Origin of the sequence: Enterobacter cloacae complex sp. 677-3DZ2D5B, assembly GCF_004136695.1 — a bacterium.
Classification (GTDB): domain Bacteria; phylum Pseudomonadota; class Gammaproteobacteria; order Enterobacterales; family Enterobacteriaceae; genus Enterobacter; species Enterobacter hormaechei_C.
Map to the genome: position 1 here is coordinate 228,133 of NZ_QFLS01000005.1, position 18,335 is coordinate 246,467.

General features: G+C 54.5%; 15 protein-coding genes. 3 read left to right on the forward strand and 12 right to left on the reverse strand.

Annotation, left to right across the window (positions count from 1 at the left end):
* Window positions 1-9 precede the first annotated feature (9 nt).
* The 8 genes from nuoH to lrhA form a co-directional block, all read right to left on the reverse strand.
* On the reverse strand, window positions 10-987 hold the full coding sequence (gene nuoH, locus DD597_RS08265; RefSeq protein ID WP_003861490.1) for an NADH-quinone oxidoreductase subunit NuoH: 978 nt from the start codon (window positions 985-987) through the stop codon (window positions 10-12).
* Window positions 984-3,707, reverse strand: a complete 2,724-nt coding sequence (nuoG, locus tag DD597_RS08270) for an NADH-quinone oxidoreductase subunit NuoG (protein WP_063158790.1) — start codon at window positions 3,705-3,707, stop codon at window positions 984-986. The genes nuoH and nuoG overlap by 4 nt, the downstream gene beginning before the upstream one ends.
* Window positions 3,708-3,761: 54 nt before the next feature.
* The gene (gene nuoF / locus DD597_RS08275; RefSeq protein ID WP_003861487.1) at window positions 3,762-5,099 is read right to left on the reverse strand and encodes an NADH-quinone oxidoreductase subunit NuoF; all 1,338 of its coding nucleotides are present in this window, start codon (window positions 5,097-5,099) and stop codon (window positions 3,762-3,764) included.
* Window positions 5,096-5,596 carry an NADH-quinone oxidoreductase subunit NuoE gene (gene nuoE / locus DD597_RS08280; protein ID WP_003861486.1) on the reverse strand — a complete coding sequence of 167 codons (501 nt, stop codon included), beginning with the start codon at window positions 5,594-5,596 and terminating at the stop codon, window positions 5,096-5,098. Before nuoE ends, nuoF begins: the two co-directional genes overlap by 4 nt.
* 2 nt (window positions 5,597-5,598) lie before the next feature.
* Entirely contained in the window at window positions 5,599-7,401 is a 1,803-nt protein-coding gene (gene nuoC, locus DD597_RS08285) for an NADH-quinone oxidoreductase subunit C/D (protein ID WP_003861484.1), read from the reverse strand.
* Between the two features lie 89 nt (window positions 7,402-7,490).
* Window positions 7,491-8,165 carry an NADH-quinone oxidoreductase subunit NuoB gene (gene nuoB, locus DD597_RS08290; RefSeq protein ID WP_003861482.1) on the reverse strand — a complete coding sequence of 225 codons (675 nt, stop codon included), beginning with the start codon at window positions 8,163-8,165 and terminating at the stop codon, window positions 7,491-7,493.
* Window positions 8,166-8,180: 15 nt separating this feature from the next.
* Entirely contained in the window at window positions 8,181-8,621 is a 441-nt protein-coding gene (nuoA, locus tag DD597_RS08295) for an NADH-quinone oxidoreductase subunit NuoA (protein ID WP_003861475.1), read from the reverse strand.
* A 631-nt stretch (window positions 8,622-9,252) separates the two neighbouring features.
* Window positions 9,253-10,191 (reverse strand): transcriptional regulator LrhA, encoded by a 939-nt coding sequence (gene lrhA / locus DD597_RS08300; RefSeq protein WP_003861473.1) that lies wholly within the window; start codon window positions 10,189-10,191, stop codon window positions 9,253-9,255.
* A gap of 937 nt (window positions 10,192-11,128) precedes the next feature.
* Between lrhA and alaA the strand changes: the two genes are divergently transcribed.
* On the forward strand, window positions 11,129-12,343 hold the full coding sequence (gene alaA, locus DD597_RS08305; RefSeq protein WP_003861471.1) for an alanine transaminase AlaA: 1,215 nt from the start codon (window positions 11,129-11,131) through the stop codon (window positions 12,341-12,343).
* Between the two features lie 117 nt (window positions 12,344-12,460).
* Window positions 12,461-13,060, forward strand: coding sequence for a 5'-deoxynucleotidase (yfbR, locus tag DD597_RS08310; protein WP_003861468.1), 600 nt, complete (start codon window positions 12,461-12,463; stop codon window positions 13,058-13,060).
* Window positions 13,061-13,113: 53 nt separating this feature from the next.
* Here yfbR and DD597_RS08315 read toward each other — a convergent pair whose 3' ends face one another.
* From DD597_RS08315 to yfbV, 4 genes are all read right to left on the reverse strand, one after another.
* A complete protein-coding gene (locus tag DD597_RS08315; protein ID WP_023314585.1) occupies window positions 13,114-14,946 on the reverse strand; it encodes an SLC13 family permease in 1,833 nt (610 codons plus the stop codon).
* Window positions 14,947-15,021: 75 nt separating this feature from the next.
* On the reverse strand, window positions 15,022-15,681 hold the full coding sequence (locus DD597_RS08320) for a sugar phosphatase (RefSeq protein WP_129256084.1): 660 nt from the start codon (window positions 15,679-15,681) through the stop codon (window positions 15,022-15,024).
* Window positions 15,682-15,692: 11 nt separating this feature from the next.
* The gene (locus DD597_RS08325) at window positions 15,693-16,187 is read right to left on the reverse strand and encodes a YfbU family protein (protein ID WP_003861461.1); all 495 of its coding nucleotides are present in this window, start codon (window positions 16,185-16,187) and stop codon (window positions 15,693-15,695) included.
* Between the two features lie 92 nt (window positions 16,188-16,279).
* Window positions 16,280-16,735 carry a terminus macrodomain insulation protein YfbV gene (gene yfbV / locus DD597_RS08330; RefSeq protein ID WP_129256085.1) on the reverse strand — a complete coding sequence of 152 codons (456 nt, stop codon included), beginning with the start codon at window positions 16,733-16,735 and terminating at the stop codon, window positions 16,280-16,282.
* Between the two features lie 337 nt (window positions 16,736-17,072).
* Here yfbV and ackA point away from each other — a divergent pair, with 337 nt between their 5' ends.
* A complete protein-coding gene (gene ackA / locus DD597_RS08335) occupies window positions 17,073-18,275 on the forward strand; it encodes an acetate kinase (protein ID WP_015572267.1) in 1,203 nt (400 codons plus the stop codon).
* The last annotated feature ends 60 nt before the right edge of the window (window positions 18,276-18,335 follow it).

Consider the following 18,335-nt stretch of genomic DNA (forward strand, 5'->3'; position numbering starts at 1 on the left):
CAAAGCCCCTTATGGCTGCTGCCAGAGAATGACAGCCGCCGTTACCAACAAGTTGACGAGCGTCAGCGGCAGGCACACTTTCCAGCCGAAGGACATTACCTGGTCATAACGCGGACGCGGTAACGCTGCGCGAATCAAAATGAACATCATCATGAAGAACGCGGTTTTCAGCGCGAACCAGATGAACGGCGGTAAGAACGGGCCATGCCAGCCACCAAAGAACAGGGTTACCATCAACGCCGAAATGGTGACGATACCGATGTACTCGCCCACGAAGAACAGACCGAACTTCATACCGGAATATTCAATGTGGTAACCGTCGGCCAGTTCCTGTTCGGCTTCTGGCTGGTCAAACGGGTGACGGTGACACACCGCCACGCCCGCGATGGCAAAGGTAATAAACCCAAAGAACTGCGGGATAACGTTCCAGATGTCGGCCTGGTTGTTGACGATGTCGGTCATGTTAAATGAACCGGCCTGCGCCACCACGCCCATCAGGGAGAGACCCAGGAACACTTCGTAGCTCAGCGTCTGCGCGGAAGCACGCATCGCACCCAGCAGCGAGTATTTGTTGTTACTGGACCAGCCTGCGAACAGCACCGCGTAAACCGCGAGGCCTGCCATCATCAGGAAGAACAGAATGCCGATGTTCAGGTCAGCGACCACCCAGGTCGGGCTGACCGGAACGATAGCAAACGCCAGCAGCAGCGAGGTGAAGGCGATCATCGGCGCCAGCGTAAAGATCACGCGGTCCGAGAAGCGCGGAACCCAGTCCTCTTTAAAGAACATCTTGATCATGTCCGCGACCAGCTGGAGTGAACCACCCCAGCCCACGCGGTTCGGTCCGTAACGGTTCTGGAACAGACCGAGCAGACGACGTTCACCAAAGCTCATGAACGCGCCGCAGGTGACCACCACCAGCAGAATCACAACCGCTTTCAGAATGCTCAGCAGGATGTCGATAAGATCCGGCGTTAACCAACTCATGCTTTTGCCTCCTGAAGGTTATCAAGATGCGCACCCGCCAGGACCGGCGCGATGCCAGGCATACCCATCGGCAGACCCACCTGCCCTGCTGACAGGCGTTCAGAAATAATCAGCGGCAGGCTGATTGTCTGGCCGTCGTAGCTAAAGGCAATGTTCGCACCCGCGTTAACGCCAAGCTTCGCGGCATCCGCCGGGTTGAGCTTGATGTACGGCTGCGGCATACGCTGCTGGAATACCGGAGAACGCTGGGACATTTCGTCGCTACCGAACAGATGGTAGTACGGTGCAATACGCCAGTGACCTTCCTGCGCCTGGAAGCTCGCCGGAACGGTGGTGAAGAAGTCCAGACCGGTTTCGGAGGCTTCAATCAGACGCACGCCCGGATCGCCGTGGCGCAGGTGACCGCCCACTTCAGCCTGGAATTTGTTCCATGCCTGCGGGGAGTTCCAGCCCGGTGCCCATGCAAACGGGATTTGCGAACGCGGCGCAGACGGCTGGTTGTTCCCTTCCATCGAGAAGGCGAACATGGTGTCTTTATCCTGCGGCTGACGCGGTTCGTGCACGCTGATGTTGGCGCGCATCGCGGTACGACCGCTGTAGCGGTGCGGCTCACGCGCCAGTTTCTGGCCGCGAATGCGGAAGCTTGCGTCCGGCGCGGCATCTTTAATACCCGCCAGCTGAGGCAGTTTCTCAACAACCGCGTCGATAACGTGGTCGAGCTGCGTCCAGTCAACTTCACGGCTCTGCACGGTGCTGTGCAGAGAGTGCAGCCAGCGCCAGCTTTCCAGCATCACGGTGTTGCTGTCGTAGTAGGCCGGGTCATAAACCTGGAAGAAACGCTGGGCGCGACCTTCGTTGTTGATCACCGTCCCGTCGCTTTCTGCGAAGCTTGCCGCAGAGAGAACGAGATGCGCTTTGTCCATGATCGCGGTGCGCTGATGGTCGATAACCATCACCAGCGGCGCTCTGGAGAGCGCGGCGTCAACGCGAGCGGCAGAAGCATGGCGATGCAGGTCATTTTCCAGCACCACAACGGCGTCAGCGGCACCGGATTCCAGTTCGCTTAACGCGTCTTCCAGCGAGCCGCCGCCAATCATACCCAGACCGATGCTGTTCACCGCACGGGCAATCATGGTCACACCAACGTCAGCGCCGCGTCCCTTCAGGGCTTTGGCAACGTTCGCTGCGGCCTGAATGATTTCAGCGCTACCGGCGTTGGTACCGGAAATAATCAGCGGTTTCTTCGCACCGGCCAGGGCCTGAACAATCACGTCAACCTTGTTTTGCAGGTCGCGATCCAGCTCAACGGCCGGTGAGTTGCTGTCCAGCGCGTGGGCAATGGCAAAGCCAAGACGCGCCTGATCTTCAACCGGCGCGCAGTAGGTCCACGCCGCAATATCGTCCAGACGGGTGTTGTCGATGTTAGTCACAAACAGAGGATGCTTCGCGCGCTGGCCGATGTTGAGGATCGCCGCAATCTGCCAGTCAGCCACTTTCTGCGCCGCTGCCATTTCACGTGCTTTGCCTTTCACCGCCTGGCGAACCGCCAGAGCCGCGCGTGCGCCGGTCTGCGTCAGGTCTTCCCCGAGCACCAGAACCGCATCATAGGATTCGATTTCGCGCAGCGCAGGCGTGTGAATGCCGCCTTCACGCAGCACTTTCAGCACCAGCTGGAGACGTTCCTGCTCGCCCTGGGCGATACCGGTGTAGAAGTTTTCCGCCCCAACCAGCTCGCGCAGCGCGAAGTTGCTTTCGATGCTGGCGCGCGGGGAGCCAATGCCGATCACTTTCTTCGACTGACGCAGAATATCTGCCGCGCCCTGCATCGCCTGCTCAGCGTTGAGGGTAATGACGTCATCGCCACGGCGCTGAACCGGCTGACGCGGACGGTCTTTCAGGTTCACATAGCCATAGCCGAAACGACCGCGGTCGCAGAGGAAGTAGTGGTTAACGGTACCGTTGTAACGGTTTTCGATACGACGCAGTTCGCCGTAACGTTCACCCGGGCTGGTGTTACAGCCGAGGGAGCACTGCTGGCAGATGCTTGGCGCAAACTGCATGTCCCATTTACGGTTGTAACGTTCAGAGTGGGTTTTATCGGTAAACACGCCGGTCGGACAGATTTCTACCAGGTTACCGGAGAATTCGCTTTCAAGCGTACCGTCTTCCGGACGACCGAAGTAGACGTTGTCATGCGCGCCATACACGCCCAGATCCTGACCGTCTGCATAATCTTTGTAGTAACGCACGCAGCGGTAGCAGGCGATGCAGCGGTTCATTTCGTGAGAGATGAACGGCCCCAGATCCTGGTTACGGTGGGTACGCTTGGTAAAGCGATAGCGACGGAAGCTGTGACCGGTCATGACGGTCATATCCTGAAGGTGGCAGTTACCGCCCTCCTCACACACCGGACAGTCGTGCGGGTGGTTGGTCATCAACCACTCCACCACGCTTTCACGGAACTGTTTGGCTTCTTCGTCATCAATCGAAATAAAGGTGCCTTCGGCGGCTGGCGTCATACAGGACATCACCAGGCGACCACGCGTGTCTTCCGCGTTTTGATATTGCTTCACCGCACACTGGCGGCAAGCACCGACGCTGCCCAGCGCCGGATGCCAGCAAAAGTACGGAATATCGAGGCCAAGAGACAGACAAGCTTCCAGCAGGTTGTCCGCCCCGTTGACTTCGTATTCTTTGCCGTCTACATGAATCGTAGCCATTAGCATGCTTCCAGTTGGCTCGGCCGAAACCGAGCGTTAATCAAAATTCTGTTTTTACCAGCGCGCTTTCAGCAGGTTCGGCTGAATACCATTGATCGAATGGGTATTGCTGAACGGCTGCTTGATGCCTGCTTCGAATTCGTCGCGGAAATATTTAATCGCGCTTTGCAGCGGCTCGACGGCGCCCGGTGCGTGGGCACAGAAGGTTTTACCCGGTCCTAAGAATCGACACAGTTGCTCAAGTGTCTCGATATCGCCAGGCTGGCCTTCGCCACGTTCGATAGCACGCAGGATCTTCACGCTCCACGGCAGACCATCACGGCACGGTGTGCACCAGCCGCAGGACTCGCGGGCGAAGAACTCTTCCAGGTTACGCACCAGGGATACCATGCCGATCTCGTGGTCGACGGCCATCGCCAGCGCGGTACCCAGACGGCTACCTGCTTTACCAATGCTTTCGAACTCCATTGGCAGGTCAAGGTGGGCTTCGGTCAGGAAGTCCGTCCCTGCCCCACCCGGCTGCCAGGCTTTGAATTTCAGGCCATCGCGCATGCCGCCGGCGTAGTCTTCAAGAATTTCGCGTGCGGTGGTGCCGAACGGCAGCTCCCAGACGCCAGGGTTCTTCACGCGACCGGAGAAGCCCATCAGCTTGGTACCGGCATCTTTGCTTGAGGAGATGCCCTGATACCACTCCACGCCGTTCGCAAGGATCGCCGGGACGTTACACAGGGTTTCGACGTTGTTGACGCAGGTCGGTTTACCCCACACGCCGGAGCTTGCAGGGAACGGTGGCTTGGAGCGCGGGTTCGCGCGGCGGCCTTCCAGGGAGTTAATCAGCGCGGTTTCTTCACCGCAGATATAACGCCCGGCACCGGTGTGCACGAACAGCTCGAAGTCAAACCCGGTGCCCAGGATGTTTTTACCCAGCAGTCCCGCTTCGGTGGCTTCGGCAATCGCGCGACGCAGGTTTTCCGCCGCTTCGATGTATTCGCCGCGCAGGAAGATGTAGCCACGGTACGCTTTCAGCGCGAACGCGGAGATCAGCATGCCTTCCACCAGCAGGTGCGGCAGCTGTTCCATCAGCAGACGGTCTTTATAGGTACCCGGCTCCATTTCATCGGCGTTACACAGCAGGTAACGGATGTTCATGGATTCATCTTTCGGCATCAGGCTCCACTTCAGACCGGTGGAGAAGCCCGCACCACCGCGGCCTTTCAGGCCAGACTCTTTCACCGCGTTAACGATGTCGTCCGGCGCCATGCCGCCAAGGGCTTTACGCGCACCGGCATAGCCGTTTTTGCTCTGATATTCGTCGAGCCATACCGGCTGTTTGTCATCACGCAGACGCCAGGTCAGCGGATGCGTCTCAGCAGTACGAATTACAGTTTTCATTTGTACTGCTCCAGCAGGTCAGGAATCGCTTCCGGCGTCAGATGGCTGTGAGTGTCCTCATCAATCATCATGGTCGGCCCCTTGTCGCAGTTACCCAGGCAGCAGGTTGGCAGCAGAGTAAAGCGTCCGTCGAAGGTGGTCTGGCCCGGCTTGATATTGAGTTTCTTCTCAATCGCAGCCTGAATGCCCTGATAACCGGTGATGTGGCAGACCACGCTGTCACAGTAGCGGATCACATGGCGACCTACCGGCTGACGGAAGATCTGGCTGTAGAACGTGGCTACGCCTTCTACGTCACTTGCCGGAATGCCCAGCACTTCTGCGATCGCATAGATCGCCCCATCCGGCACCCAACCACGCTGTTTCTGTACGATTTTCAGCGCTTCAATGGACGCCGCACGCGGGTCTTCGTAGTGGTGCATCTCGTGCTCAATGGCGGCACGCTCTGCTTCACTCAGCTCAAAAGCCTCGGTTTGTGGTTGTTGATTCTCGTGCATAATTAGCGGTCCACATCTGACATAACAAAATCGATACTACCCAGATACACAATCAGGTCGGAGACCAGACTGCCGCGAATGGCGGCCGGGATCTGCTGCAAGTGCGCGAAGCTTGGCGTACGCACGCGGGTGCGGTAGCTCATGGTGCTGCCGTCGCTGGTGAGGTAGTAGCTGTTGATACCCTTGGTCGCTTCAATCATCTGGAAGGATTCCTGTGCCGGCATGACCGGGCCCCAGGAAACTTGCAGGAAGTGGGTGATCAGGGTCTCGATATGTTGCAGCGTGCGCTCTTTCGGTGGCGGCGTCGTCAGCGGGTGATCCGCCTTGAACGGGCCTTCCGGCATGTTGTTGAGGCACTGCTCAAGGATGCGCAGGCTCTGGCGCAGCTCTTCCACTTTCAACATCACGCGGGTGTAGCAGTCGGAAACACCGCCGCCAACCGGGACTTCAAAGTCGAAGTTCTCGTAACCAGAGTAAGGACGCGCTTTACGCACGTCGAAATCAATCCCGGTCGCACGCAGGCCAGCACCGGTAGTCCCCCACTCCAGCGCTTCTTTCGCGCCGTAGGCAGCAACGCCCTGGGAACGGCCTTTCAGGATGGAGTTACGCAGCGCGGCTTTCTCGTAAGACGCCAGACGTTTCGGCATCCAGTCGAGGAATTCACGCAGCAGACGGTCCCAACCGCGCGGCAGATCGTGCGCCACACCACCGATACGGAACCAGGCTGGGTGCATACGGAAACCGGTAATCGCTTCCACCAGATCGTAGATTTTCTGACGGTCGGTAAAGGCGAAGAAGACCGGCGTCATCGCGCCGACGTCCTGAATGAACGTGGAGATGTACAGCAGGTGGCTGTTAATACGGAACAGTTCAGACAGCATTACGCGAATCACGTTAACGCGATCCGGGACGGTGATGCCTGCCAGTTTCTCAACGGCCAGCACGTATGGCATTTCGTTCACGCAGCCGCCGAGGTATTCGATACGGTCGGTATACGGAATGTAGCTGTGCCAGGACTGACGTTCGCCCATCTTCTCGGCACCACGATGGTGGTAGCCGATGTCAGGGACGCAGTCGACAATCTCTTCGCCGTCAAGCTGAAGGATGATACGGAACGCACCGTGCGCAGAGGGGTGGTTTGGACCCAGGTTGAGGAACATGAAGTCCTCGTTTTCGGTGCCGCGCTTCATGCCCCAGTCTTCCGGCTTGAAGGTCAGCGCTTCCATCTCCAGATCCTGCTTGGCTTTGGTTAGCTCAAACGGGTCGAATTCGGTGGCGCGTGCCGGGTAGTCTTTACGCAGCGGGTGGCCGGTCCAGGTCTGCGGCATCATGATGCGCGTCAGATGCGGGTGGCCGTCGAAGGTCATGCCGAACATTTCCCAGGTTTCACGCTCGTACCAGTTGGCGTTCGGGAAAAGTTTGGTGATCGTCGGCAGATGCATGTCGTTTTCAGACAATGCCACCTTGAGCATGATATCCGTGTTGCGGTCTATTGAGATCAGGTGGTAGAAAACGGAAAAATCCGCGGCAGGGAGACCCTGGCGGTGCGTTCTCAGACGTTCGTCCATGCCGTGTAAGTCAAACAGCATGACGTAAGGTTTTGGCAATTTCTTGAGGAAATCGACAACTTCCAGTAATTGCTCACGCTTCACCCAAACAACGGGTACCCCGGTGCGGGTGGCCTGAACAGTAAAGGCATCCGGCCCAAAACGGTTGCGCAGTTCGCCAATGACCGGGTCATCGAGATGATCCCGAGTCTGCCAGGCGGCTTCTTGCGCGGTTAAGTCGGTCATATTGTTCACCATTGCAAATGGTCCGTGGTGACTGTTAAGCCTGGCTTCGCGCTATTTGAGTAGTGATATGCGAAGGTGTTCTCCAGGCCCACAGGCGCAAATTAAATTTCGTCAGGCGTACGCAGGTTGGTGACGGCAATACGTTCACCACGTTTACGCTCGCGCTCAGACTGCATGTTCGCGCGATAGACACCCTGATCGCCAACAACCCATGAAAGCGGGCGTCGTTCTTTACCAATTGACTCCTGGAGCAGCATCAGCGCCTGCATATAGGCCTCTGGACGCGGCGGGCAACCCGGGATGTACACATCCACCGGAATGAACTTATCAACGCCCTGCACAACGGAATAAATGTCGTACATACCGCCGGAGTTTGCACATGCGCCCATGGAGATAACCCATTTTGGCTCCAGCATCTGGTCATAAAGACGCTGAATAACCGGTGCCATCTTGGTAAAGCAGGTCCCTGCCACCACCATCAGGTCAGCCTGACGCGGAGAAGCACGCAGTACCTCGGCCCCAAAACGCGCAACGTCATGCACCGCAGTGAATGACGTCACCATTTCAACGTAGCAGCAAGAAAGGCCAAAGTTGTATGGCCAGATGGAGTTCTTACGACCCCAGTTGACCATGTCGTGCATGGCATGTTCGAGCTTGCCCATGTACACGCTTTTGTTGACTTCTTGCTCCAGGGGGTCGGTTACGATCTCCTGTTTTTGCAGGGGGTAACGGTCATTCTCACCGTTAGGATCTATGCGGGTGAGCGTATAATCCATCTTATTGCCTCGCTGTTACTGCTGACGATTAGAGATACTGTTTTCCGGGTTGATGTGTTCACGGCGTGAACGCACAGGTGTCCAGTCCAGCGCGCCAATACGCACCAGATAAACCAGACCGGCCAGTAACACTAAAATGAAAATTGCGGCCTCGACAAAGCCCACCCAACCACTTTCGCGAATGGAGGTAGACCACGCGAAGAGGTAAAGCGCTTCCACGTCAAAAATGACGAAGAACATGGCTACCAGGTAAAACTTGGCAGACAGGCGTAAGCGAGCGGTACCTACTGAATCAATACCTGATTCGAAAGGTGTGTTTTTGTGCCTTGCGCGGGCGCGACCGCCCAGGAACCAGCCGCCGACTAACATCAGGCAGCACAGGCCAATGGCTACAATAAGAAAGATTGCGAATGCCCAGTGATGAGCGATGACTTCTGTGGATGTTGACATACTCATTGCTTACTCATCAAAAGTGATACCGACGACACTGCTCTTGCTGGCAGATGGGCATCACATCGATTCATGGGGAGGAACAAAATAACCTTACACTAACTGTCAGAAATGAGACATAGACAGCAAAATGATGGGGTTTTTTACTCCTTTCTATAACCTTTTGTCAACTTTAACAAAGGTTTCTTCACATTAAATTACAACGTGCGATTCTCATTAACATTTGGTGCCCTTTAACCCTGGTGGGTACATGACTTTCCGTCAAATGCATCTTGTTGAATCGTGTCCGTTTTGGAAGTAAAAAAAATAACCCTCCTATTTTGACAGGATTTGCCAACGATTCCTCCCCCCAAATGGGAGTATTTTCTTGATCTGAGACACGCTTTTGTTAATTCAATCAAAAAAACAGCAACATATTTCCTGTTTTATTAACATCGGTGGGGTATGAGGTAAGTTAGAACAGGTCTTGTTTACATCTTAATCAAAAGCATTTTCTGCATTGATAAATAAGCGGTATTTGCTTTATCCCTGCTCCGCCCGCGGTTATGAATAGCAAAAAAAACCACTCGCAGGAAAAAATCATGCGAGTGGCTCTTTTTTGCACTTACATTTTGTTACGAGAATTTTGAGGGAATGATCACTCAAAATCCCCTTCCACGATCAGGGAGTCATCCCCTCCTTCGGGAGTAACAGCCGCGTACTGCCATGGATTGTGGTAGTTTTCCATTGCCTCGAATACCACTTTTGCCAGCTCGTTGTTGCTGGCGGCGTTATGGCACAGCAGGTACTCCGTATCCGGCAACGACGGGAGTCCCTCGGATTGACCCAGCACACGCAGATCGGGGCTCATCATTTCCACCGGACGGGCCGTTACGCCAAGCCCAGCCTTCACCGCCGCTCGCACTGCGGGCAAGGTTGACGCCACGTACGCCAGGCGCCATGGAATACTGGCTTCGTTGAGCGCTGCCAGCACCATATCGCGGAACGGACTGGGATCATCCAGCAGGACCAGGGGTATCGGCTCACCTTTCTGCAATACATACTCCGCGGCACAGTACCAGTGCGTTGGAGAAGTACGCAGCGTCAGGCTGTCAAACTGGCCAGGTCGATGCGTGGTGACCACCAGGTCAACCTCGTTTTCTGTCAGCATCTCAACCATGAAGGCATTGCGTTTAACGCTAACGTCCAGGGCAAGCTTCGGATAAACCGAGCTAATTCGGTTGAGAAGGAAGGGTAAAATGGTATCTGCTGATTCATCTGACGCCCCTAATGTTAACACTCCCTGAAGGTTGCTAAACATTAATGACATACAGGCTTCATCATTAAAGCGCAGTATCTTTCTGGCATAACCCAGAAGCTGAATACCATGTTCTGTTAAAAGCTTATTACGCCCATGACGCGCAAAAAGCTCTTTACCAACCAGTTGTTCCAGCCGCTGCATTTGCTGACTCACGGCGGACTGGGTACGGCAAACGGCGGCAGCAGCTGCTGCAAAAGTGTTGAGATCGGCGACCGCAACAAACGTTCTCAGCAGATCGAGGTCGAGATTCATTATCGGACGATTTGCATTTATCATATCTTTTCACTTTCAGGTTGCTCGTGCGGAGCTGCCCGGGTTGAAGCTGTGTGTAACAGTTAAGCAATTCCTTCTGAAGAGTTTCCCTCGCATCCCGGCCCGGCAGACTGCCTGACAGATAGTTATTGTACTGCGGTATATCACCAGTCAGAAATCACGTTTCATGACGTTATTTTTATTCTCTTGCGTCCAGGATATTTCTTTGTTTGCAGGTCGATGTAAATACCATAAAGAGTAAGACATGTTTTCTGCCATCTATATCGCAGCGTTGCCAGCGTAGCAAGATGTGACTTACCCAATCAGCCAGAGATAACTTTAACAATAACAATCGATTAATACAGAAAAGCAGAAGCCGATATACGTAACAGGCCTATCGCTATGCTGCATTCCCGAAACACATCTTAACCCAAATCCACTATATTTATAAGTCTTATTGCAATATTAAGGAGTTACCGCCAATGATAAGCAACTACACTCTTTTTATTAAAATTAACGAAAGTTGCATTTTCGTCGTTAATAATAAATAAAGTTTAATTTAGATTCAGGCCATTCATTAATAACCCTTAACATTAATTTCACATGAGTAACTTTTAGCCTGGCTTTGCTAATATGGCAATCGGTATCTCAGCATTCAGGTTTTACGAATGATCACTCAGGGGGACTAATGCATCAGCCCGAATCGTCTTTTTATTTACACCAGAATAAAATTCATAGTTACATGCAATTTTTAGCATAAAAAACCCATTAATAACCTTTATCACGATAAATTCAGGCACAAAATCACTCCGTCGTTAGAGTAAGCGATCACAGCGACATTCCCCGGTGGAACGAAATCTTCTTCTGTGCGCCCTTCAAAACGAAGCGCGGGGGGAGTACATTGTTCCGTGCACACTTCCACGGCAGGAAGTTGCAATAATAGCGAAAAGGTTAAAGGTTCATGTCCCCTATCGAAAAATCCAGCAAGCTCGACAACGTCTGTTACGACATCCGTGGCCCGGTACTCAAAGAGGCAAAACGCCTTGAAGAGGAAGGCAATAAGGTTCTGAAACTCAACATCGGCAACCCCGCGCCATTTGGTTTTGAAGCGCCGGATGAGATCCTGGTGGATGTGATCCGTAACCTGCCCACTGCACAAGGCTACTGCGATTCAAAAGGGCTTTACTCCGCCCGTAAAGCCATCATGCAGCACTATCAGGCTCGCGGTATGCGCGACGTCACCGTTGAAGATATCTACATTGGCAACGGTGTCTCGGAACTGATCGTTCAGGCGATGCAGGCGCTCCTGAACAGCGGCGATGAAATGCTGGTTCCTGCCCCAGATTATCCGCTGTGGACGGCTGCGGTGTCCCTGTCCAGCGGTAAAGCGGTGCACTACCTGTGCGACGAATCCTCTGACTGGTTCCCGGATCTGGATGATATTCGCGCCAAAATTACCCCGCGCACCCGGGGTATCGTGATCATTAACCCGAATAACCCGACGGGCGCGGTCTATTCAAAAGAGCTGCTGATGGAGATCGTCGAGATCGCCCGCCAGCATAACCTGATCATCTTTGCCGACGAGATTTACGACAAGATCCTGTACGACGCGGCGCAGCACCACTCTATCGCCGCGCTGGCACCCGATCTGCTAACGGTCACCTTTAACGGACTGTCTAAAACTTACCGCGTTGCCGGTTTCCGTCAGGGCTGGATGGTACTGAACGGTCCGAAAAAACATGCGAAAGGCTACATTGAAGGGCTGGAGATGCTGGCATCCATGCGTCTGTGCGCCAACGTACCGGCGCAACATGCGATCCAGACAGCACTCGGCGGCTATCAAAGCATCAGCGAGTTTATCGTTCCAGGCGGCCGCCTGTATGAACAGCGCAACCGTGCATGGGAATTGATTAATGATATTCCGGGCGTCTCCTGCGTGAAGCCTAACGGCGCGCTGTACATGTTCCCGAAAATCGACGCGAAGCGCTTTAATATTCACGACGACCAGAAAATGGTGCTTGACTTCCTGTTGCAGGAAAAAGTGCTGCTGGTTCAGGGTACGGCGTTTAACTGGCCGTGGCCGGATCACGTGCGTATCGTCACCCTGCCGCGCGAAGACGATCTCGAAATGGCCATCAGCCGCTTCGGGCGCTTCCTCTCCGGGTACCATCAGTAGCGCTGACTATCCGCCGGGTAGCGCTGCGCTTACCCGGCCTGCAACATCCGCAAATTTGCATCTTCCCTCCCCTCCCCGCACAATGAAGTCTGTCGCAGTGAAGACATAAGGTAACCTATGAGTCAGAGTCATTTCTTTGCCCACCTCTCCCGCCTGAAACTCATCAACCGCTGGCCGCTGATGCGCAACGTGCGCACTGAAAATGTGTCTGAGCACAGTTTACAGGTTGCCATGGTCGCGCACGCGCTGGCCGCGATTAAAAACCGCAAATTCAACGGGCAGGTGAATGCCGAACGTATCGCCCTGCTGGCGATGTACCACGATGCATCGGAAGTGCTGACCGGGGATCTGCCTACGCCGGTGAAATATTTCAACTCGCAGATTGCCCAGGAATATAAAGCTATTGAGAAGATTGCCCAGCAGAAGCTGATCGACATGGTGCCTGAAGAGCTGCGCGATATCTTCGGGCCGCTCATCGACGAGCATCAGTATACGGAAGAGGAGAAATCCCTGGTTAAGCAGGCCGATGCGCTGTGCGCCTACCTGAAGTGTCTGGAAGAGCTGTCCGCCGGGAATAACGAATTTTTACTGGCAAAAACGCGTCTGGAAAAAACGCTGGAATCTCGTCGCAGCGAAGAGATGGACTACTTTATGCGCGTGTTTGTGCCGAGCTTCCATTTGTCACTGGATGAGATTAGCCAGGATTCGCCGCTGTAGTTTTTTGCCGGGTGGCGGCTCCGCCTTACCCGGCCTACGTTTCTGCACTCACGCTAAAACGGGAATAACACCGGAATTAACACCACGCATACCAGCATTACCAGCACGGTGAACGGCACACCCAGCTTCACGAAATCACTGAACCTATAATTCCCGGGCCCCAGCACCAGCGTATTGACCGGGGAAGAGACCGGCGTCATAAATGCCGCGGACGCCGCCATCGCAACCATCATCGCAAACGGATACGGCGAAACGCCCATCGATTTTGCCATCGCCAGCGCAATGGGCGCCATCAGCACCGCCGTTGCGGTATTGGAGATGAACAAACCAATGGTGGCGCACATGACGAACAGGCAAACCATCATCAGGTACGGACCATATCCCCCGCCCGCGTCCATTAAGCCTTTTACGATCAAATCCACCCCGCCGGTTTTCTGTAGCGCCAGGGCGAAGGGCATCATCCCGACGATGAGAATGATGCTCGGCCAGTGAATCGCTTTGTAAGCGCTTTCGGCGTCGATACAGCGGAATTTGCCCATTAACAGACAGGCGATTATTGCCGCCACCGGGTTAGGGATCTCGTCCGTCAGCATCAGGGCAACCATCAATACCAGGCAAAAAATTGCATGGGGCGCCTGGCTGTGCGCCGGTGATGCATCGCTCTCTTCAATCGGCATATTTAGCACCACAAAATCGCGGCCTTTCTGCCCGAGCTGGCTAATCAGTTTCCAGTTGCCGACCACGAGGAAGATATCCCCCAGCAGGATCGGCTCATCCACCACCGCCCCTTCAAGGGCTACGCCATCGCGCTTCAGGCCTACCACGTTGAGGCCATAGCGGGTACGAAAGCCGATTTCACGCACGGTTTTGCCCAATAACTCCGATTCCGGGATCAGCGACACCTCGGCCATTCCCACATCCAGCGCCTGGTCAGAGAAATACTCGCCGCGCAGGACCATCGGCTCCAGCAGCTGCTCACTACAAAACTCCCGCAGATCCACGTCTGCGGTGGACATATCAATCAGCAGGACGTCACGCGCGCGAAACTCTGACACCCCGTTCACGTTAACGATCACCCGACGAAAACGACGCCAGCGCTCAACCCCGATGACGTTCGCGCCATAGCGTTCGCGTAGCTTAAGGTCATCCAGCCTCTGCCCCACCATAGGCGACCCCGGGCGGATAGCCAGACGTCGGGCACGCCCGGTCAGACGATACTCTTTAATCAGATCGCGGAAAGAGCGCCGCTTCCAGCCCTCTTTGGCTTTATCCTGCTTCTCCCCTTTCAGCGCAAAACGGGTCAATAGCATATAGATAATGCCCATCACCAGTACCACCAGCCCGATCGGCGTAACGCTGAAAAAGCTAAACCCCTCAAGCCCCTCACGGATCAGTTCGCTGTTCACGACGAGGTTCGGCGGCGTCGCGACCAGCGTCATCATGCCGCTGATGAGCCCGGCGAAGCTCAACGGCATCATCAGCCGCGAAGGGGAGATCTGCATCCTCATGCAGACGCTCAGCACGACCGGAATAAAGATGGCCACGACGCCCGTAGAGCTCATAAACGCGCCCAGCCCGGCGACCGTCAGCATCAGGTAAATCAGCATTTTGGTTTCGCTGCTGCCCGCTACTTTCACCAGCCACGACCCCATCATTGTCGCCACGCCGGTGCGGACCAGCCCGTCGCCAATAATAAACAGAGCGGCAATCAAAATTACGTTGGGATCGCTAAACCCGGAAAAGGCTTCCGGCAGGGAAAGGGTACCGCTTAGAACGAATGCGACAATCACAAACAGGGCGACGGCATCCATGCGCACCTTGCCCGTGGCAAAAAGAATGATGGCGATTAACAGCAGGCTCAGGACCCAAATCAGTTCACCGTTCACAACATGTCCTTGTCAGTGGAGGAGAAGCAATTCTGCCATAAAAAAGCCCCGGTAATGCGGGGCTATATCATGGGATTACATTTTTAGCGAGACGGTTACAACTCCGTCTGACACCTTCGAGACGTCGATGGCGGTCAGGGTGTTAAGCACGAAATCCGCCTCCTCCAGCCGGGGGGAACCCGCCGGGACGTTAACGGCAATGACGTGGCTTCCGGCGTTCAGCCCGGCCAGCACGCCTGCCGCCGCGTCTTCCACCACCACGCACTCCGCTGGCGCCAGGCCAAGCAGTTCTGCGCCGAGCAGGAACGCATCCGGTTCAGGCTTGCCGCGCTTCACGCGCTCAGCGGTAATGAAGACGTCCGGCGTCGGCAAACCTGCCGCCTTATGGCGTGCATGCGCGACGGGAACCGAGCCGGAGGTGACGATAGCCCACGGGATCTGCGCTTCATTCAGGTGCTCAAGCAGTTCGCGCGCACCGGGCAGCGCGGTGATATCCTCGGTATCGGTAGCTTCAATCTGCTCAAGATAGCGGAACTCCGCCTGAATCTCTTCCTCAGAACGTCCCGCAAGGAAGTGCCGCAATGAGGTAATGGCCTGTTTGCCATGGATGAAATTTAGTACGTCCTGATGGTCAATGCCGTGCCGGTCGGCCCAGTGGCACCACGAGCGCTCCACCACCGGCAGCGAATCCACCAGCGTACCGTCCAGATCAAACAGAAAACCTTTACACTGCACACGCACCTCCGTCAGGCATTAATGATTTGTTGAATTTCGTTGCTGCTTAAATGGTACTGGCGCGGACAGGCGTGCCACGCGCTCAGCATACGTTGATACTTATCCCACATCGGGGTCTGGGCGTTGAAGCCGTGCGTACCCGCATCAAAATGGGTGTAGCGCCCTTCGGTATTCACCATAAAGCGTACATAGCTCAGATAGCGCGCTTCCGTCGCAGCATCAAAGCCCAGGAACGTCACGCGGCGCTCGTCAATGGTCTGCTGGTCCTTCAGATTGGTCCAGGACACATGCAGCGCATGGTACATCTCCATGATGTCGATAACGATACGGCAGGTTTCCTCTTTCAGTTCGCCAAATTCGCGATCCAGTTCGCGCATCTGCAAGCCAAAACCACGTTCAACAATGGTTTGCAGGCGGCTGTAGCGCGCAGCGTTATCGGGATCAAGCATAGTCATCATCTTGTACTGGTTAGACAAAATCAGACGTTGAGCATGGGTCATTTCCATCTTTCGACTCCTGTAGCGCATTGCACTGTAAAAAAAAGACACGGTAACTGATTGTTACTGTGCCTTCTTTTGGTCGTCGTTTCGATGATCAATCACAAGTCATCGAGGAATGTTTTATCAAGCTGTTTAAACGCACGCTTGAGGGTATCCGCCAGCGCCTGATAGTCCGGCTTACCTTCAACCGGTGCCAGCGCCTGGCCAGCCTCTTCCAGTTTTCCACGCACTTCATAAAACCAGTGTAAAATAGAAGGCGGAAGTGGCGTGACGGAACGTTTACCTAACCACCATAGCCCCTGCATCGGCAGGCTTAACGCAAAGAGCGCCGTCGCGACGGCAGGGCCAAGCTGTCCACCTAACGCTATCTGCCAGCACAGGGTAAAAACGGCAATCGGGGGCATAAAGCGAATCGCATAGCGCGTGGCGCGAATAGTGTGATTTTCAATAAACATGGGCGCGAGGCGCTTTTCCATCGGCCATGTCTTTGCGTAATGCTGTCCCCGACGAAACAGACTAAAAAAGTTCACGGACGGGATTTCGGGTGTCGACATGGCTGTACCTCAACTTCACATATAAAAATTAAAATTTTCGTGCAAAACCACAACAGGCTATGACAACGTTCAAAATATTTTGTCATAGCTACCCCGTATCGGGTATCCTGTGCCAGCCTGATAGGGCCGTAGACGATAAGCGTTAACTCGTCAAATTATCGCATATTATGCCATTGTCTGAAAAATGTTCAAAATGGCTTAAAATCATAGGTATTTCTTTCATCCTGCCAGAATGTTCGTTTGGCATGATGTTAATCATAAATGTCTGGGTCAGCATGCGTTACGCTTTTAGACTCACTGACGTTTTTTTAGCCACGTATCAATAATAGGTACTTCCATGTCGAGTAAGTTAGTACTGGTTCTGAACTGCGGTAGCTCCTCACTGAAATTCGCCATCATCGATGCGCTCAACGGTGACGAGTACCTCTCTGGTTTGGCCGAATGTTTCCATCTGCCTGAAGCACGTATCAAGTGGAAGATGGACGGCAGCAAACAAGAAGCGGCTTTAGGTGCAGGCGCCGCTCACAGTGAAGCGCTGAACTTTATCGTTAACACTATTCTGGCACAAAAACCAGAACTGTCTGCTCAGCTGACCGCAATTGGTCACCGTATCGTCCACGGCGGCGAAAAATACACCAGTTCCGTGGTAATCGACGACTCCGTGATTCAGGGTATCAAAGACTCTGCGTCTTTCGCACCGCTGCATAACCCGGCTCACCTGATCGGTATCGCTGAAGCACTGAAATCCTTCCCGAGTCTGAAAGACAAAAACGTGGCCGTGTTTGATACTGCGTTCCATCAGACCATGCCGGAAGAGTCTTACCTCTATGCCCTGCCATACAGCCTGTACAAAGAGCACGGCGTCCGTCGTTACGGCGCTCACGGTACCAGCCACTTCTATGTGACTCAGGAAGCCGCAAAAGTGCTGAACAAGCCGGTTGAAGAAGTCAACATTATCACCTGCCACCTGGGCAACGGTGGTTCTGTTTCCGCTATCCGCAACGGTAAGTGTGTTGACACCTCTATGGGTCTGACCCCGCTGGAAGGTCTGGTGATGGGTACCCGTTCCGGTGATATCGACCCGGCGATCATCTTCCACCTGCACGACACCCTGGGCATGAGCGTTGACGACATCAACAAAATGCTGACCAAAGAGTCTGGCCTGCTGGGCCTGACCGAGGTCACCAGCGACTGCCGTTACGTTGAAGACAACTACGCAGAAAAAGCTGACGCTAAACGTGCAATGGACGTTTATTGCCACCGCCTGGCGAAGTACATCGGTTCTTACACCGCGCTGATGGAAGGCCGTCTGGATGCTGTTATCTTCACCGGTGGTATCGGTGAGAACGCGGCAATGGTACGTGAACTGTCCCTGGGCAAACTGGGCGTTCTGGGCTTCGAAGTTGATCATGAGCGTAACCTGGCTGCCCGCTTCGGCAAGTCTGGCTTCATCAACAAAGAAGGCACCCGCCCTGCTATCGTTATTCCAACTAACGAAGAGCTGGTCATCGCGCAAGACGCACACCGCCTGACTGCCTGATTCCACACCGCCAGCAATGCTGGCGGTGCTGTTTTGTAACCCGCCCAACGCGGCGGTAAC

Bases quoted from the DNA above. Each gene is read 5' to 3' on its own strand.
- yfbV (WP_129256085.1), bottom strand. From the start codon at position 16,735: ATGTCGACACCCGAAATCCCGTCCGTGAACTTTTTTAGTCTGTTTCGT.
- nuoH (WP_003861490.1), bottom strand. From the start codon at position 987: ATGAGTTGGTTAACGCCGGATCTTATCGACATCCTGCTGAGCATTCTG.
- yfbR (WP_003861468.1), top strand. From the start codon at position 12,461: ATGAGTCAGAGTCATTTCTTTGCCCACCTCTCCCGCCTGAAACTCATC.
- nuoA (WP_003861475.1), bottom strand. From the start codon at position 8,621: ATGAGTATGTCAACATCCACAGAAGTCATCGCTCATCACTGGGCATTC.
- nuoG (WP_063158790.1), bottom strand. From the start codon at position 3,707: ATGGCTACGATTCATGTAGACGGCAAAGAATACGAAGTCAACGGGGCG.
- lrhA (WP_003861473.1), bottom strand. From the start codon at position 10,191: ATGATAAATGCAAATCGTCCGATAATGAATCTCGACCTCGATCTGCTG.
- ackA (WP_015572267.1), top strand. From the start codon at position 17,073: ATGTCGAGTAAGTTAGTACTGGTTCTGAACTGCGGTAGCTCCTCACTG.
- DD597_RS08325 (WP_003861461.1), bottom strand. From the start codon at position 16,187: ATGGAAATGACCCATGCTCAACGTCTGATTTTGTCTAACCAGTACAAG.
- nuoB (WP_003861482.1), bottom strand. From the start codon at position 8,165: ATGGATTATACGCTCACCCGCATAGATCCTAACGGTGAGAATGACCGT.
- nuoC (WP_003861484.1), bottom strand. From the start codon at position 7,401: ATGGTGAACAATATGACCGACTTAACCGCGCAAGAAGCCGCCTGGCAG.
- alaA (WP_003861471.1), top strand. From the start codon at position 11,129: ATGTCCCCTATCGAAAAATCCAGCAAGCTCGACAACGTCTGTTACGAC.
- nuoE (WP_003861486.1), bottom strand. From the start codon at position 5,596: ATGCACGAGAATCAACAACCACAAACCGAGGCTTTTGAGCTGAGTGAA.
- nuoF (WP_003861487.1), bottom strand. From the start codon at position 5,099: ATGAAAACTGTAATTCGTACTGCTGAGACGCATCCGCTGACCTGGCGT.